Here is a 16,093-nt window from a genome sequence, read left to right as displayed (position 1 = left end):
GTGACCTTGCGATCGACCGGGGGAACCGCCCGTGGCGGGCCCGGCGTCTGACCGTTGAACAGGCCGCGGTGCGGCCGTGCCACGGTAATAACCGCCGGTCGGGCGGGGTGTGGGCGACCGGATCGGTCGCCGGTGGCGGAGACTGTACAGGTACACGGGGCGGGGTACCGGCTTCCCGAAATCGGGTCGGCCGGTGCCCCGCCGGGCGTTGAGGAGGCTGGGTTACGTGGGCGAGTCCCCCGACAGGGTGCTGCGGGACGGCGATCGGGCGCGGGAGCGGGACGGCGGAACGGCCGGGCCCGCCGCGGCCGAGGAGGCGGCCGCGCCGGCGGTGGACCGGGCGGCGGACGCGGTGGCGGACGGGGCGGTGGAGCCGGAACCGGGCACCGCCGCCGAGCCCGCGGACACCGTCGACGCCCCGTCCGCCGACGCCCCGTCCGGCGACTCGGGCGATGCCCCGTCCGGTGGGTCGCACGGCGCCCCGGAGCCCGCCGACGGCGGATCGGGCCGGCCGGCCAAGCCCGCCACGGTGCAGCTGCGCGTCCGGGATTCGGACACCCGGACGACCGCGCTGCGGATGCCCGTGGACCAGGCGACCACCGCGCTGCGGATGCCGTCGGACGACGCGACCACGGCGCTGCGCCTGCCGTCCGACGACGCCACCACCGCACTTCGCCTGCCGAAGGAGCCGGGCCGGCCGTCCGGGGCCACCGCGATCGGTTCGGCCGAGCGGGCGGAGAAGGCCGACGGGGCCGCGTCCGGCACGCCGGAACGCCCGACCGGCGCCGACCCCCGTCTCGCCATTCGGACGGCGCCGACGGCGGCGGCCGGGTCCGCCGGCGCGGCCGGTCGCACCGAGGCCGAGGCCGAGTCCGAGGCGGAACCCGCCGGGAGCGACGCGGACACCGACGGGCAGCCGGCGTCCCCGTCCCCGGCGACAGAGCCGACCGACTCGACCGAGCCGACAGAGCCGACAGGGCCGACCGAGTCGGCCGCCGCGGCCGCGCGGGCCGAGAAGTTCGAGAAGCGGGAGGACGCCGAACGCACCCGGATGCTGCGCCTCCCCGCCGCCGCGGGCACCGTCCCGAAGCCTCCCGCCCCGAAGCCGCTGCCCGAGCCCGAGCCCGATCCGGTGCCCGAACCCGCACCGCTGCCCTTCCCGGAGTCCACCTCCGAGGCGATGGACGTACTGGCCACGCTCAACGGCCGGCCGGTCTCGCCGCTGCGCCGCGCGCTCAAGCGGATCACCATCTGGACGGTCTTCCTCGCCGTCGTCCTCGGCGCGGTGGTCACCGCCCAGCTGCTCCGCCCGCTGCCGGACACCAAGGTGCGGATGACCGCCGCTGGCGGCTTCGGCTTCCCCGGCGACCCGCTCGACCTGGCCTGGCCCGCCAAGGGCCAGTCGGCCGCCGGGGTGGTCGGGGTCGGCAGCCTGGGCAGCTCGGGCCCGGAGACCCCGGCCTCGATCGCCAGCGTCACCAAGGTCATGAACGCCTACCTCATCCTTCAGGCGCACCCGCTGAAGAAGGGCGAGGGCGGTCCGAAGATCACCGTCGACAAGCAGGCCGCCCAGGAGTCCGGCAACGTCGACGAGTCCCGGGTCACCCTGACCGAGGGGCAGCAGCTCAGCCAGTACCAGGCGCTGGAGCTGCTGATGCTGCCCTCCGCCAACAACGTCGCCCGGCTGCTGGCGCGCTGGGACGCCGGGTCGGAGGAGGCGTTCGTGAAGAAGATGAACGACACCGCCGCCGCGTTCGGCATGACCAACACCACCTACACCGACCCGGCCGGCTTCAACGCCGAGACCAGGAGCACGGCGAAGGACCAGCTGAAGCTGGCCGAGCAGGTGATGCAGGACGAGATCTTCCGGCAGATCGTGTCGACCCCGGACACCACCTTCAACAACCAGAAGATCTCCAACACCAACACGCTGATCTCGCCCAAGAACGGCATCATCGGCGTCAAGACCGGCTCCAGCACCCCGGCCGGCGGCTGCCTGATGTGGGCCGCGTTCAAGGACGTCGCCGGTGCGCGGCGGCTGATCCTCGGTGTCACCCTGGGCCAGCCGGCGACCACCGCCGAGCCCAGCATCCTCAAGGTGGTGCAGAGCGTCAGCGCCAAGCAGATCCAGGCGGCCCAGAACGGGCTCACCGGTCAGACCCTGGCCAAGCAGGGCGACGTGGTCGGCCGGATCGACGACGGCCTCGGCGGTTCCGTCCCGGTCGTCGCCGCGCAGGACCTCTCGGTGGCCGGCTTCCCCGGGATCACCGGCACCCTGGTGCTGGACCCGCAGAAGGTCGGGCACCGGGTGACGGCCGGGACCCAGGTCGGTGTGCTGCGGTCGGGTGAGGGTGCCAACAAGGTCGAGGTGCCGGTCGTGCTGAAGTCCGACCTCGCCCCGCCGTCCATCCTGTCCCGGCTGACCCGGGCCCTCTGAGGCCCGTCGGCCCGGGCACACCCGTCGGGCCGGCCGGTGGGGCGGGACGCGCTCAGGCGCGCCGTCCGCCCCACCGGCCCGGCTCGGTGCGCGAGCCCAGGAACTCGGCGACGACCTCCTCCTCGGCCACCACCCGGCCCAGCGCGATCGCCAGCGTCACCCCGGTGAAAACCACGATCAGCCAGGACAGCGAGGTGAACACCACGCCGTAGGGGCCGAACTGGCCGATGCTGCGGGTCATCGCGTTCGGCAGGTAGACCCGCGAGGCCACCCCGACCCCGACCACCGCCACCCCGCAGAGCACCGCCCCCGGCAGCAGCGGCAGCCAGCGCACCCGGTTGCCCAGCAAAAGGTGCTGGGTCCACCACCAGAGCGCCGTCGCCCCCAGGAAGGTCAGTGGGACGCCGAGCCAGGCGCCCAGGCCGAAGCCCTCCCGGACCGGGGTCTGGCACACCAGGCAGACCAGCCAGACCATCAGCCAGACCAGCCAGCGCCAGGCCGCCACCCTGGTGCCCGACTTGGGCAGCTCCCAGCAGCGCTCGCAGACCCGCTGCATGGCCCGGCTGAGCGCCGTCGCCGAGAGCAGGGTCACCAGCGCGCCGATCACCCCGAAGCTGGTGTCGTCCTGGTGGCCGGTCCCGAGCAGCTGCTGGACGGACTGCGCGGCCGCGCCCTGGAGCCCCAGCTCCTTGCGCAGCGAGTGCACCAGCCCGTCCCGGATGGCGGCGGGGGTGAACACCGAGATCACGAACAGCGCGGGCAGGGCACTCAGGAAGGCCTGTGCGGCCAGCCGGGTCGCGCAGTCCAGCAGGTTCACCCGGAACAGCTGGCGCAGGGCGCGGCCCACCAGCGGGACCTGCTGGGGCAGCTCGCGCGCCGAACCGGCCAGGGCCGTCGACCGCTGCTTCCACCGGTCCGTACGCCGGGGCGCCGGACCTTCCGGCCGAGGGGTCCGCCGCTCGGGAGGCTGCTCGCTCGGCTGCTCGCTCACGGACGGTCCTCCCGACCTGGTCGCCGTGATCCATGGTCGCCCGGGCCCCGGCGCGCCGCATCCGGGCCGCCCCGCGCCCCGCGGATCTGCGGCCCGGCCGGCCGGTGCCCCGGGAGGGGGTCAGCGGCCGGCGCCGGCCCCCTCCAGCAGCGCGAGCGTCATCCCGCCCAGCGGCGTCACCTGCTGCGGCGGGCCGAACCGGCCCCGCAGGGCGGCCGCCTCGCCCTCGGGCACCTCGGCGAGCGGATCGGTGGTGTCGCCCAGCACGACCAGCCAGGTGCGGGTCCCGGACCCGGTGCAGTCGGCGGGCTTCGGGCACGGTATCGGGAAGAGGTCCCCGGCCGGGACGGCCCCGCTCGCCACGAACAGGGGATACGGCCGTATCCCGTCCGGCAGGTAGTAGGAGACACCGGGGCCGACCATCGACCAGGCCTGCCCGCCGATCGGCACGGCCAGTCCGTCCCCGGACCGGTAGCCGGCCGTGATCAGCCGGGCCACCTCCTGGTACGGCTCCTTGGACTGCGCGTGCGAGCCGGGGTAGCGCACCAGCGACTGCCGGGGCAGCGCCGTCACCCCGGTCACCGCCACCACACCGACCGCGAGCACCAGCCCCGCCGCCCGCAGCTCCGGCCTGGTCCGGCCGGGCTTGGCCGCGGCCGTCACCGCCGCGTACACGGCGCCGACCCCGCAGCCGGCCAGCGCCGCCCAGGCCGGGACCGTGAACAGCAGGTACCGGTCGAGGAAGTACGAGGTGGTGCCGCGCGAGAGCACCCAGACCGCCAGCACCGGCAGCACCGCGAGCAGCAGCAGCCGCAGCGCCGGACCGCGCCGCCCGGGCAGCACCAGGGCCAGCACCGCCAGCACCAGGAAGACGTCGAACACCCGGGCCGAGCCGAACAGCGGCTCGCCGAAGTGCCACAGCTGGTCCACGCTCGGCCGGGCGAGCCAGCCCAGCTGCCGCTCCGACTGCTGGCGGCCGAGCAGCGCGACCGGCAGCACCGCCACGACCAGGGCGGTGATCACCGCCGCCAGGCGGACGAGCAGCCGCCGCAGGTCCGGGCCGCGGGCCCCCCACAGGTGGGGCGCGACCAGCGCCGCCTGCCCGGCCAGGGCGCTCAGGGAAACCAGGTGCGCGGCGCCGGCCACGGCCATCGCCAGGCCGTAGGCGATCCACCGCCACGGCGTCGACCGGTCCAGCGCGCGCAGCAGGAACCAGGTCGCGGCCGCGACGGCGCAGGTCACCAGCGCGTAGGAGCGGGCCTCCTGCGCGTACCGGGAGACCAGTGGCACGGTCGCGAAGAGCAGTCCGGCGCAGGTGCCCGCGACGCGGCCGCCGAACAGGCGTGCGGCGACCAGCGCGGTGAACGCGGCCGCGCCCGCCATGGCCAGTACCGAGGGCAGCCGCAGCACCGTGACCGAGTCGCCGAACAGCGTGATCCAGCCGTGCAGCAGGACGTAGTAGGTGCCGTTGCTGGCGTCGACGTGCTGCAGCATCCGCAGCAGTTCACCGAGCGGGCGGACGGCGGACGTCCAGGTCGCCACCTCGTCCCGCCACAGGGTGGGGGTCCCCAGCCGGTAGCCGCCGACCACCAGCATCGCCAGCGCCGGGACCAGCCAGGTGGCCGGTCCGGCCACCCGTGCCGCCCGGCGGACGGATCTCCCGTACCACCGCTCGTCCGTCACCATCTGCCGCCCCCGCCTCTGTCCACCGGCCGGACGGCCCGGGGCCGAGGGCCGCCGAGTCCCGTCCTCCCAGGCTATCCGGCGGCCCCTCCGCAGGTCGGGCCACCCCCGGCCCCGCTGACCCGCCGTCGGCCCGTCCGTCCGGGCCCGTCCCCGCCCAACCCTCCCCGGCGATCCGCTAGGCTGTCAGCGGTCTTCCCCCGCCTCAGTAGCTCAGGGGATAGAGCACGGCTCTCCTAAAGCCGGTGTCGCAGGTTCGAATCCTGCCTGGGGCACAGCGCCGGTTCCGGCGGACGACGTAGTACGCGGGCCCCCTCGGTCACGACCGAGGGGGCCCGCGGCGTTCCGGTGAGCGGTTGTCAGCCCGGTGGTTCGTCGGCCCGGTCCCGTCGGCGCGGTGGATCGGCGGCGCGGAAGGTCCTCAGCGCAGGAGGCCGTCGGGGCGGTCGGGGACGGGGTCGGCGGCGGGTCCGGCGACGGGGGCATTGTCGGAGGGGGCGTCCGGGAGGTCGTCCGCGGGATCGTCCGAGGGGTCGGTGTCGCGGGGCGGGCGGGCGGAGGAGACGAGCACCCGCTGGACGCGGGGGCGGGTGCGCCAGTCCACCCGGCGGAAGTCGCGGGCGAGGGCGCCGGGGCGGGCGAGTTCGACGAGGACGGTGACGGCGCCGAGGACGATTCCGGCGGCGAGCCAGCCTGCCAGGACGTCGGTGGTCCAGTGGACACCGAGGAAGACCCGGGAGGCGCCGATCGCGAGGACGGTCAGTGCGGCGGTCGTGCAGGCGGTGGTCCGGCCGGCGCGGCGGGCCCGGGGCCAGAGCAGGCCGACCAGCACCGCACAGGTGATCACGGAGGCCATCGCGTGCCCGGAGGGGAAGGAGGGACCGTCGGCGTGCGCGACCGGGTCGGAGAAGGCCGGCCGGTGGCGGCCGAAGGAGAGCTTCAGCACCCACTGGCCGCCCCAGCCGATCAGGGTCTGGGCCGCCACCCAGCCGGCCAGCGTCCGGGCGCCGATCAGCCAGAGCCAGAGCGCGACGGCGCCGAGGACGCTGCGCATCGTGATCGTCCCGCCGATGTCGGAGAACATCTGTACCGAGGCGGTCCACACGGTGTGATCGGCCGCGTAGCGGTGCAGATCGCCGGTGAGCTCGCGGTCGAACCGGGCGAGCGGGCCCCAGCCGGTCTGCACCAGGGCCGCGAGGGCGGCGAACAGTCCGGCGCAGCAGACCGCGAGTGCCGCGTGCCGGAGCAGGTGGCGATCACGCGCGGTGATGGTGGGCGAGCTGTTGGTCAGGTGCATGGCTGACACCTTCCCAGCCGCCTGCGCCGAGCGTGCGCTGCGGTGATAGCGATTTGGCATCTTTTGTGCGGAGAACCTGCGTGCGCCGGTGCGGGAGCGCGGGTCCGCGCGGGAACGCGCCCGGCGCCGGCGGGGTTGTGCCTGGCGGGGGCCGTGCGCGGGGTGCGCCGAAACGGTCCCGGAACGGCACCCGCGGTGCTCGCGCGGTCACCCTCCGTTCGGAATCGGGGATAAATCTCGCAGGATACTGCATCCCTGGAAGAATCTGAGCGACTTGGGAATGTTGTCCGGAATCTGTTCGTTGGATCGTTACGTGTGAGCCCCTCGGGGCCCGCACATCGTGCCCTCCTGGGGGCAGGCAGCCCAGACCTCGGCAACACCAGCAAAGGGAGCAAGCATGGCCACCCGTGCCGTCGTTCGCGACAGGGCCGACCGGACTCGCGCGGCCCGCCCGACCAACTTCGAGGCCGACCGTGACCTGGTCGGCATGTATCTCGACGAGATCGCCAGGACACCCCTGCTCGATGCCGCCGAGGAGGTCGAGCTCTCGCTGCGGATCGAGGCCGGCGTGTACGCCCAGCATCTGCTGGACGAGGGCGGGCTCCCCGAGGGCGTCCAGCGCGAGGAGCTGGAGGCGATAGCCGAGGACGCCGAGCGCGCCAAGGACGTCTTCATCCGGTCGAACCTCCGTCTCGTGGTCGCCGTCGCCCGGCGCTACCCGCGCAGCGGCCTGCCCCTGCTGGACCTCATCCAGGAGGGCAACGCGGGCCTGGTCCGCGCGGTGGAGAAGTTCGACTACGCCAAGGGCTTCAAGTTCTCCACCTACGCGACCTGGTGGATCCGCCAGGCCATCACCCGGTCGATCGCCGACCAGTCGCGCACCATCCGGCTGCCCGTCCACCTGGTCGAGGAGCTGGGCCGGATCCGGCGGGTGCAGCGGGAGAAGTCGAAGGAGCTGGGCCGTGAGCCCGAGCCGGCCGAGATCGCGGCCGAGCTGGACACCACCGAGACCCGGATCAAGGACGTGCTGGACTGGGCGCGCGACCCGGTCAGTCTGAACATGTCGGTCGACGACGAGGGCGAGACCCAGTTCGGCGACCTGGTCGAGGACACCGGGGCGACGTCCCCCGAGGACGCCGTGATGGTCATGCTCCGCCGTGAGGAGCTGGACGGCCTGATCGGGCGGCTGGACGACCGGACGGCATCGATCATCCGCTCCCGCTACGGCATGGAGGACGGCCGCGAGCGCACCCTCACCGAGGTGGGCAAGCAGCACGGGCTGACCCGTGAGCGGATCCGCCAGATCGAGAAGCACGCGCTGGCGGAGCTGAAGAAGATCGCCGACCATGCGGGCTTCGAGGCCGCGTAGCGGAGGTGTGCGGAGACGTGGGGCGCGCGGGGCGGCGCGGCCGGAGGTGGGTACGGCCCGGTGGGCCCGGTGCGGAGCGGTCCGCGCCGGGCCCACCGTCGTCCCCGGGCCGCTCCGGGGCCTTCTAGGCTTGGTGGGCAGGGGCGGGCGACGGCGGACAGCGGCGGGGACGGCGAGAGCGGTGGAGGAGACGATGGCGAAGGACGCGACGGACGGCCGACCGGGCACGCAGCCCGGTACCGGGCCAGGGGCGGGGAGCGGGCCGGCACAGGCCGCCCCCAAGGCACAGCCGGGTGCGGACGCGGCGGCGAAGGCCCGGCTGATCTTCGGGGACCCGCTGGACCGGCAGTCCCGGGACGACACCGACACCGGGTGGGGCGAGCGCCCCGGGGCCGGGGAGAGCGGTGGACGGGGGCTGGACTGGTACCTGAGCCAGCGCCCGCCGCACCACGGGGACTGATCCGAGGGGGAGGGGCCGCCGGGCCCCGGACGGGACGGGGCGTGGCGCGGCGGGGTTCGGACGGGCCAGGGGCTCAGGCGGCCCGGGTGACCAGGGCGTCGCGGATCTCGGTGAGCAGCAGGACCTCCTTGGCCTCGGCCTCCGCCTGGACCTCGGCCAGGGTCTTGCGCCGGGCGGTGAACCTGGTCATCGGCAGGATGAGGCAGAAGTAGACGACGGCGGCGGTGATCAGGAACTGCAGGGCCGCGCTGAGCACGCTGCCCCAGAGGATGAGGATTCCGGACGTCACCTCACCGGCGGCGGTCACCTCGCAGGGCCCCTTGATGCAGGAGCTGTAGGACGCGAGGTCCTTGGCCCCGAACGCGCCGACGATCGGATTGATGACGCCTTTGACGAAGGCGTTGACGATGCTGGTGAAAGCCGCACCGATGACTACGGCGACGGCCAGGTCGACGACGTTTCCGCGCAGCAGGAATTCCTTGAAGCCCTTCATGCCGCGTGAACGACGAAGTCGTTCCTCGGTTACGGGTGATTTCCTCCCCCCTCCGCCGGACAACCCGTTCGGCCGACCGGCGGTGCCGATTCCGGCGTCCCCGGGTTCGCCCAGGCCGGTCCGAGGGCGAGTGCGGCCGCCATCGCGAAGAGCAGCACGGCCGGCACCCGGGGGCCGGCTGCCAGCAGCTGTCGGAGCCGGCCGCGCAGACCGGCCCGGCCTCCGATCGGCGGGAAGGAGGGCACCGGCTGCCGGGGCGGAACGGTCGGCGCGGGCAGCGGCGGGATCGGCAGCGGACGGGGCGACAGGGCGGGTGAAGCGGTACGCACGGGTACCTCCACTGGTCGGGTTCGGGGCTTGCGGTGCCCACTCTGGGTCGCCCGCGCGACCGCCGGAACTCCCTTTTCCGAACCTGTGGAAAACCCGGCCCTGTGGACAACGGGACCCACCCGCAGGGGTGAACCGACCCGCCCGGCGCTGACAGAATCCGCCCCCGGGACACCCGCCCCCGAAAGCCCTGCCCCCGAAAACGCCCCAGCCCCGAAACGCCCGCCCCCGGGACACCCGCCGCAGAACGCGCGAAAGGCCCGCCGCACCCGTGGAGAACGGGAACGGCGGGCCGTCCGAGAAGCTGCTGCCGCGACCCGGCAGAAGGTCAGCCGGCCGCCGGAGCGGGGCTGGCCGCGGGGGCCGAGGACCCCGACGAACCCGAGGAGCCCGACGAGGACGAGCCCGACGAGGAGCCCGAGGCCGACGTCGACGAAGAGGACGACGACGAGCCGGATCCCACCGAGCTGCTGGAGGAGGAGCGGCTGTCGGTCCGGTAGAAGCCGGAGCCCTTGAAGACGACACCCACCGCCGAGAAGACCTTGCGGAGCCGTCCCTGGCAGTCGGGGCACGTGGTCAGCGGCTCGTCGGTGAACTTCTGCACCGCCTCCAGGCCGTTGCCGCACTCGGTGCACTGGTACTGGTACGTGGGCACTTGTCTTCCTCCTGGCACTCTCGCCTGATGAGTGCTAACGATCCTCAATGATGCGGCATTCCGAAGGATCAGTCCAGCGACTCGAATGTGAGATGAGTCGGTTCCGGCCCCGGGGTCAGCCCTTGACGGCCCCCACCAGCCCGGCGGGCGCACCGCGCTCCACCGAGCCGGCGACCACCGTGCTGCGGGTTCCGGCCGGTACCAGCAGCCCCCGCAGCGAGAGCAGGGCGATCAGGCCGAGACCGGCACCGGCGACCGGCACCAGGAAGCCGACCGTCGGGCCCTGCGCGTCGATCAGCCGCCCGGCCGCCGTCGCGCCGGTCGCCAGGCCCAGGCCGATGGCGCCGGTCAGCCAGGTGAAGGCCTCGGTCTTGGCGCCGTCCTCGACCAGCGTCTCGACCAGGGTGTAGCCGCTGATCAGGGTGGGCGCGATGGCCAGGCCGCAGACCAGCCCGGCGACCGACAGCGCGACCAGGTTCGGCATCGCCCACAGGGTCGAGCAGCCCAGCACCAGCAGGCCGTAGCTCATGACCATCCGCTGCTGGACCGACCGCCGCCAGGCGACCATGCCGTACAGCACGCCGGCCAGCATCGAGCCGCCGGCGAAGATGCCGTAGACGGTGCCCGCGGCGCCCGGCCGGCCGACCGAGTCGGCGAAGGCGTTCACCGAGACCTGCAGGCCGCCGAAGACGGCGCCCACGCCCAGGAAGGTGCCGGCCAGCAGCCGGACGCCGGGGGAGGCGAGGGCCGAGGCCTGCCGGACGCCGGGCTCGCGCACCACCCGGGCGGGCGCGGTGCGCCGCTGGGCCGCGAAGGCCAGACCGCCGACCAGGGTCAGCGCGGCCTCGGCGATCAGCCCGGTCGAGGGGTTGACCGAGGTGGCCACGGCGGCGGCCAGGATCGGGCCGACGACGAAGGTGAACTCGTCGGTCACGGACTCGAAGGCGAAGGCGGTGCTCACCTTGGCGGCGGAGGAGGCGGAGGCGCCCTCGGCGGTGAAGGTGGAGATCCAGCGGGCGCGCACCATCGCGCCGATCTGCGGGACGCTCGCACCGGCCGGGGCGGCGGCCAGGAACAGGCTCCAGGCCGGCGCGTGCCCGAGGGCGAGCGCGATCAGCGCGCCGACCGAGGCCGCGTGCACCAGGACGGTCGGGACGAGCACGGCGGCCTGGCCGTACCGGTCCGCGAGCCGCCCGGTCTGCGGGCCGATCAGCGCCTGGGCGACGGCGGCGACCGCCGCGACCGTGCTGGCGGTGCCGTAGGAGCCGTGGGTGTCCTTGACCAGCAGCAGGATTCCCATGCTGAGCATCGCGTAGGGCAGCCGCGCGAGGAGCGCGGGGGTCAGGAACGTCCAGGCCCCGGGAGTGCGCAGCAGGGCCCCGTAGCCGACCCGGGCCGGCGCGGTGTCCGCGCCGCCCGTGCTGCCGGCGTCGCCCGTGGCGTCAGCCTCGGCCATGGCATTCTCGGCGTCCTCGACGCTCTCGACCGTTCGGCGGGCCGTCACGGTCGGTCCTTCCTGCTGCCTGGTAGCGCGGCAGGGCATGGGGTGGCCCCGACGGCGCCGAGAGTCGTCCTCTCGCGCGTCGACCGGGGTAGTTACCGGGCCGGTCCGGCGGTGGGCCGGGTCCGGGCCGCGGCCGCCGAGCGGTCGCGCCAACTCTGCTTCAGGCAGATGCTGGGGTGTGGTGTGTCAGCAAACAATGGTTATACGCGCGTAGATGTCGCGCTCGACTCGACACTACAGGACGGATCCAAAGTTGTCCTGTTAAGTCAAGGTGAACTCCGCGCGAGACCTTCAGGTCCCACGTCCGTGCAGCCAGTCGGCCAGCTTGCCGCCCTTGTCCACGGCCCGCAGCCGCCGCTCGGCCGCCTCGCCCACCGCGTCGGTGGTGACGACCAGCAGCTCGTCCCCGCCGCGCAGCACGGTCGCCTTGTCGGGCACGAAGCTGCTCCCCTCCCGCACCACCAGGGTGACCGCCGCCCCGGTCGGCAGCCGCAGCTCGCCGATCTCCACGCCGGACATCCGGGAGTCCGGCGCCAGCGCGACCGACAGCAGGTGCCCGTGCAGCTTCTCCAGCGGCGCCGACTCGATGCCGAGGTCCTGCCCCATCGAGCCGTCGCCGATCCGCAGGCCCTTGGCGACCCAGGGCAGGGTCGGCCCCTGGAGCAGGGTGAAGACCACGACCAGGATGAAGACGATGTTGAAGACGTCCTGGGCCATCGGCGCGCCGGCCACCATCGGGATGGTGGCCAGCACGATGGGCACCGCCCCGCGCAGGCCGGCCCAGCTGAGCAGGGCCTGCTCGCGCAGCGGCAGCCGGAACGGGGTGAGTGTGAGCACCACCGAGAGCGGCCGGGCGACGAAGACCAGCACCGCGCCGATCACCAGCGCCGGCACCACGGCCGAGCCCATCGACTCGGGGGCGCAGAGCAGGCCGAGCAGCACGAACATGCCGATCTGCCCGATCCAGGCCAGGCCGTCGGCGAAGCCCCGGACGGCCGGGCCGTGCGGCAGCTTGGCGTTGCCGAGGATCACCGCGGTGACGTAGACGGCGAGGAAGCCGGAGCCGTGCAGCAGCGCGCCGCCGGCGTAGGCGAGCACGGTGAGGGCCAGCACCGCGATCGGGTAGAGGCCGGAGGACGGCAGGGCGACGCGCTTGACGCCGTACGCGCCGAGCTTGCCGATCGCGAGGCCGACCGCCAGGCCGATCGCCAGCTCGGCGAGGATCGTGCCGATCAGGACGTACCACGGGTCCGGCTCGCCGACGGCGGCGAAGGCGACGACCAGGATGACCACCGGCGCGTCGTTGAAGCCGGACTCGGCCTCCAGCAGACCGGTCAGCCGGCGCGGCAGCGGCACCGTCCGCAGTACCGAGAAGACGGCCGCGGCGTCCGTGGACGAGACGATCGCGCCGAGCAGCAGTGAGGTGCGCCAGTCCAGGCCGACCAGCCAGTGGGCCCCGGCCGCGGTGACGAAGACGCTGATCGCGACGCCGACGGTGGCGAGCACCGTGGCGGCCCCCATGACGGGTCTGGCCTCGCGCCAGTTGGTCTTGAGGCCGCCCTCGGCCAGGATCACCACCAGGGCCGCGTAGCCGAGGACCTGGGTGAGCTCGGCGTTGTCGAAGGAGATGCCGAGGCCGTTCTGGCCGAGCGCCACCCCGATGCCGAGGTAGATCAGCAGGCTGGGCAGGCCGGATTTGGTGGACACGCGCACGGCGACCACCGCGATCAGCAGGATCACGGAGAACTCGAGCAGCAGCTGGTTCAGGTGGTCGACATTCACGCAGGGGCACCTCGGACGTGGCGGGGGCGGACGGGGTCCCGACAGGGGTGGCGACCTGGGGTGCCAATTACTCCCCTTGCGGATCGTTACTTAGTCTAACATTTTGCCATATCTTTAGGTTCATTGGCCACGCGTTCCCTCGAGCCCGCGCTTCCGGCCTGTTCCCGGCCTGTTCCCGGCCTCCTTCCGACCGCCTTCTGACCTCCTCCGATCCCACCGTGAGCGTCCCCCGTGCACGGCCGCCAGCCGAGTCGGCCTAATGTGGTGCCCTGTCACGGCCCCGTGCCCTTGACATGTCCGCCCGCCCCCCAGTGAGGACCGCAAGGACCCAGATGCCCCGCTCGAAAAAGTTCCGGCGCGCCCGTCTGATCGTGATCGTGCTGGTCGTACTGCTGGTGGCCGGCGCCGGCTACGGCGGCTACCGGGGGGTGGCCGCGGTCCGCGCGTCCTTCCCGGAGGTCGACGGCAGCGTCAAGGTGGCGGGCATGAGCGCGCCGGTCGACGTGAAGCGGGACGCCAACGGCATCCCCCAGCTCTACGCCGACAGCTCCGAGGACCTCTTCCGCGCCCAGGGCTACGTCCAGGCCCAGGACCGGTTCTGGGAGATGGACGTCCGGCGGCACATCACCGCGGGCCGGCTCTCCGAGATGTTCGGCGACAGCCAGGTCGACACCGATTCCATGATCCGCACCATGGGCTGGCGCCAGGTGGCCCAGAAGGAGTTCGACACCCTTCTCAACGCCGACACCAAGAAGAACCTCCAGGCCTACGCGGAGGGGGTCAACTCCTGGCTCGCCGAGCACCCGGGCGGCTCCGCCGCCTCGGTGGAGTACGGCGTGCTCGGTGTCGTCAACGGTGACTACAAGCCCGAGCAGTGGACCCCGGTCGACTCGGTGGCCTGGCTCAAGGCGATGGCCTGGGACCTCTCCGGGAACCTCCAGGAGGAGATCGACCGCTCGCTGCTCGCCCAGGACTTCAGCCCGGAGAAGATCGCCGAGCTGTACCCGGACTACCCGTACGCGCGCAACGGCACGATCGTGAAGACCGGCACCGTCAACGGCACCTCCTACAAGCCGGCCGACGGCTCCGCCCCGGCCGCCCAGGGGACCGCCGCCGGCACCGCCCAGGGCGCCGCCGCCACCTCGGCGCTGCTCAAGGGCGTCACCGACCGGATCGACGCGCTGCCCGAGCTGCTCGGCCGCAACGGCCAGGGCATCGGCTCCAACTCCTGGGTGGTGGCCGGCAGCCACACCACCACCGGCAAGCCGCTGCTGGCCAACGACCCGCACCTCGGCCCCGGCCTGCCCTCGGTCTGGTACCAGATGGGCCTGCACTGCCGGACGGTCTCGCCGACCTGCCAGTACGACGTCTCCGGCTTCACCTTCGCCGGCATGCCCGGTGTGGTCATCGGCCACAACAAGGACATCGCCTGGGGCTTCACCAACCTCGGCGCCGACGTCACCGACCTCTTCCTGGAGAAGGTGACCGGCCCCGAGACCTACCTGGTCGACGGCAAGGAGAAGAAGTTCGAGCTCCGCAAGGAGACCATCAAGGTCGCCGGGGGCGAGGACCGCACCATCACCGTCCGCACCACCGAGACCGGCGCCCCGCTGATCTCCGACCCGAGCACCGAGCAGCAGAACGTCGGCAAGTACGCGCCCAACGGCGCCTCCGCCCCGGACCGGGGCACCGGCGGCTACGGCGTCGCCCTGCAGTGGACCGCGCTGATCCCGGGCCGCACCATGGACGCCGTCTTCGCGCTCGACCGGGCCAAGAACTGGGACGACTTCCAGAAGGCCGCCGCCGACTTCACCGTCCCGTCGCAGAACCTCGTCTACGCCGACGCCAAGAACATCGGCTACCAGGCCCCGGGCTACATCCCGGTGCGCGGCAAGGGCGACGGCCGCTACCCGGCGCCGGGCTGGGACTCCGCCTACCAGTGGAAGAAGGACCCGGTCCCGTTCAGCGCCATGCCCTGGAGCCTCAACCCGAGCAGCGGCTACATCGTCACCGCCAACCAGGCCGTGGTCGACCCGAGCTACAAGCCCGCGCTGACCACCGACTGGGAGTACGGCACCCGGGCCAAGGAGATCACCGACCAGCTGGAGGCCCGGCTGAAGAACAACGGCAAGATCTCGCCGGACGACATGCAGGACATGCAGCTCGACAACACCAGCATCCTGGCCAAGACCCTGGTCCCGATGCTGCTCAAGGTCGAGGTCGACGACCCCTACGTGCGCGAGGCGCAGGACCTGCTGAAGGACTGGAACTTCCACCAGGACGCCGACTCGGCCGCCGCCGCCTACTACAACGGCGTCTGGCGCCAGCTGCTCACCCTCGCCTTCGGCCAGAAGTTCCCGGCCGACCTGCGGGCCGAGGAGAACTGCCTGCTGGTCCGCCAGCAGATCGACCCGACCAGGCCGGACAGCAAGTCGAAGATCGTCACCGAGTGCGGCACCCGTGACCCGGCCAAGGCCCAGCCGGACGGCGGCGACCGCTGGAACGAGGTCGTCCGGCAGCAGCTGGAGAAGCCCGACAGCGGCTGGTGGACGTACATCGACTCCCAGCACAAGGAGCAGAAGGGCCTGGACAACCTGCTGCGCGAGGCGATGACCAACGCCCGCCAGGAGCTCACCTCGCTGCTCACCAAGGACATCACCACCTGGAGCTGGGGCCGGCTGCACAAGCTGGAGCTGCGGGAGCGCACCATGGGCTCGGACAGCTCCTCGATCGCCTCGGGTGTCGTCCACCAGCTGCTCAACCGGGGTCCCTACCGGCTCTCCGGCGGTTCGGCGGCGGTCGACGCGGCGGGCTGGAACGCGGCCGCCGGGTACCAGGTCGACTGGATCCCCTCGATGCGCATGGTGGTCGACCTCAACGACCTCGACGCCTCGCGCTGGATCATCGTCGGCGGTGCCTCCGGTCACGCCTTCCACGAGAACTACAACGACCAGACCGACCTCTGGCTCAAGGGCAAGCTGCTGAGCTGGTCCTTCTCGCCGGACGCGGTCGAGCGGGCGACCAAGCACAAGCTGACGCTGACCGCGGGCTGAGGCCCGCCCGCCGCGTCGAAGCCCCGCGCCCCCGGATCCGTC

Annotated in this window: 11 protein-coding genes and 1 tRNA gene; 5 read left to right on the top strand and 7 right to left on the bottom strand. The window is 73.0% G+C overall.

Going from position 1 to position 16,093, the window contains the following annotated elements:
* Positions 1-226: 226 nt before the first annotated feature.
* Positions 227-2,437: a D-alanyl-D-alanine carboxypeptidase gene (locus IF01_RS0112920; protein ID WP_030393499.1), complete on the top strand. Its 2,211-nt coding sequence runs from the start codon at positions 227-229 to the stop codon at positions 2,435-2,437.
* A gap of 52 nt (positions 2,438-2,489) precedes the next feature.
* On the opposite strand, the gene IF01_RS0112915 is transcribed toward IF01_RS0112920, so the two are convergent.
* Entirely contained in the window at positions 2,490-3,428 is a 939-nt protein-coding gene (locus tag IF01_RS0112915; RefSeq protein ID WP_030393498.1) for a YhjD/YihY/BrkB family envelope integrity protein, read from the bottom strand.
* A gap of 120 nt (positions 3,429-3,548) precedes the next feature.
* Positions 3,549-5,114 (bottom strand): glycosyltransferase family 39 protein, encoded by a 1,566-nt coding sequence (locus IF01_RS43860; protein WP_078879913.1) that lies wholly within the window; start codon positions 5,112-5,114, stop codon positions 3,549-3,551.
* A gap of 199 nt (positions 5,115-5,313) precedes the next feature.
* On the opposite strand from IF01_RS43860, the gene IF01_RS0112905 reads away from it, so the two are divergent.
* A tRNA-Arg gene (locus IF01_RS0112905) sits at positions 5,314-5,386 on the top strand.
* Between the two features lie 146 nt (positions 5,387-5,532).
* On the opposite strand, the gene IF01_RS43855 is transcribed toward IF01_RS0112905, so the two are convergent.
* The gene (locus IF01_RS43855; protein ID WP_051740395.1) at positions 5,533-6,408 is read right to left on the bottom strand and encodes a phosphatase PAP2 family protein; all 876 of its coding nucleotides are present in this window, start codon (positions 6,406-6,408) and stop codon (positions 5,533-5,535) included.
* 397 nt (positions 6,409-6,805) lie between these two features.
* Between IF01_RS43855 and IF01_RS0112895 the strand changes: the two genes are divergently transcribed.
* Both IF01_RS0112895 and IF01_RS0112890 read left to right on the top strand, forming a co-directional pair.
* Positions 6,806-7,777 carry a sigma-70 family RNA polymerase sigma factor gene (locus IF01_RS0112895; RefSeq protein ID WP_030393495.1) on the top strand — a complete coding sequence of 324 codons (972 nt, stop codon included), beginning with the start codon at positions 6,806-6,808 and terminating at the stop codon, positions 7,775-7,777.
* Positions 7,778-7,970: 193 nt separating this feature from the next.
* Positions 7,971-8,237, top strand: coding sequence for a hypothetical protein (locus tag IF01_RS0112890; RefSeq protein ID WP_030393494.1), 267 nt, complete (start codon positions 7,971-7,973; stop codon positions 8,235-8,237).
* A gap of 73 nt (positions 8,238-8,310) precedes the next feature.
* Here the strand turns inward: IF01_RS0112890 and mscL are convergent, their stop codons facing one another.
* The 4 genes from mscL to IF01_RS0112870 all read right to left on the bottom strand — a co-directional run bounded on the left by mscL (position 8,311) and on the right by IF01_RS0112870 (position 12,998).
* On the bottom strand, positions 8,311-8,730 hold the full coding sequence (gene mscL, locus IF01_RS0112885) for a large conductance mechanosensitive channel protein MscL (protein WP_030393493.1): 420 nt from the start codon (positions 8,728-8,730) through the stop codon (positions 8,311-8,313).
* A gap of 655 nt (positions 8,731-9,385) precedes the next feature.
* Entirely contained in the window at positions 9,386-9,712 is a 327-nt protein-coding gene (locus IF01_RS0112880; protein WP_030393492.1) for an FmdB family zinc ribbon protein, read from the bottom strand.
* Between the two features lie 115 nt (positions 9,713-9,827).
* Positions 9,828-11,168: an MFS transporter gene (locus tag IF01_RS0112875; RefSeq protein WP_051755309.1), complete on the bottom strand. Its 1,341-nt coding sequence runs from the start codon at positions 11,166-11,168 to the stop codon at positions 9,828-9,830.
* Between the two features lie 339 nt (positions 11,169-11,507).
* Positions 11,508-12,998, bottom strand: coding sequence for a potassium/proton antiporter (locus IF01_RS0112870; protein WP_030393490.1), 1,491 nt, complete (start codon positions 12,996-12,998; stop codon positions 11,508-11,510).
* A 332-nt stretch (positions 12,999-13,330) separates the two neighbouring features.
* Here IF01_RS0112870 and IF01_RS0112865 point away from each other — a divergent pair, with 332 nt between their 5' ends.
* A complete protein-coding gene (locus IF01_RS0112865; protein WP_030393489.1) occupies positions 13,331-16,051 on the top strand; it encodes a penicillin acylase family protein in 2,721 nt (906 codons plus the stop codon).
* Positions 16,052-16,093: the final 42 nt, after the last annotated feature.

The sequence above is a fragment of the Kitasatospora purpeofusca genome, assembly GCF_000718025.1.
In the GTDB taxonomy this organism is placed as follows: Bacteria; Actinomycetota; Actinomycetes; order Streptomycetales; family Streptomycetaceae; genus Kitasatospora; species Kitasatospora purpeofusca.
The sequence above is the reverse complement of the archived record's forward strand: the minus strand, read 5'-3'. Positions and strand labels throughout refer to the sequence as shown.

Excerpts from the sequence above, each read along its gene's own strand:
- IF01_RS43860 (WP_078879913.1), bottom strand. The coding sequence starts at position 5,114 with ATGGTGACGGACGAGCGGTGGTACGGGAGATCCGTCCGCCGGGCGGCA.
- IF01_RS43855 (WP_051740395.1), bottom strand. The coding sequence starts at position 6,408 with ATGCACCTGACCAACAGCTCGCCCACCATCACCGCGCGTGATCGCCAC.
- IF01_RS0112895 (WP_030393495.1), top strand. The coding sequence starts at position 6,806 with ATGGCCACCCGTGCCGTCGTTCGCGACAGGGCCGACCGGACTCGCGCG.
- IF01_RS0112890 (WP_030393494.1), top strand. The coding sequence starts at position 7,971 with ATGGCGAAGGACGCGACGGACGGCCGACCGGGCACGCAGCCCGGTACC.
- mscL (WP_030393493.1), bottom strand. The coding sequence starts at position 8,730 with ATGAAGGGCTTCAAGGAATTCCTGCTGCGCGGAAACGTCGTCGACCTG.
- IF01_RS0112875 (WP_051755309.1), bottom strand. The coding sequence starts at position 11,168 with ATGGCCGAGGCTGACGCCACGGGCGACGCCGGCAGCACGGGCGGCGCG.
- IF01_RS0112865 (WP_030393489.1), top strand. The coding sequence starts at position 13,331 with ATGCCCCGCTCGAAAAAGTTCCGGCGCGCCCGTCTGATCGTGATCGTG.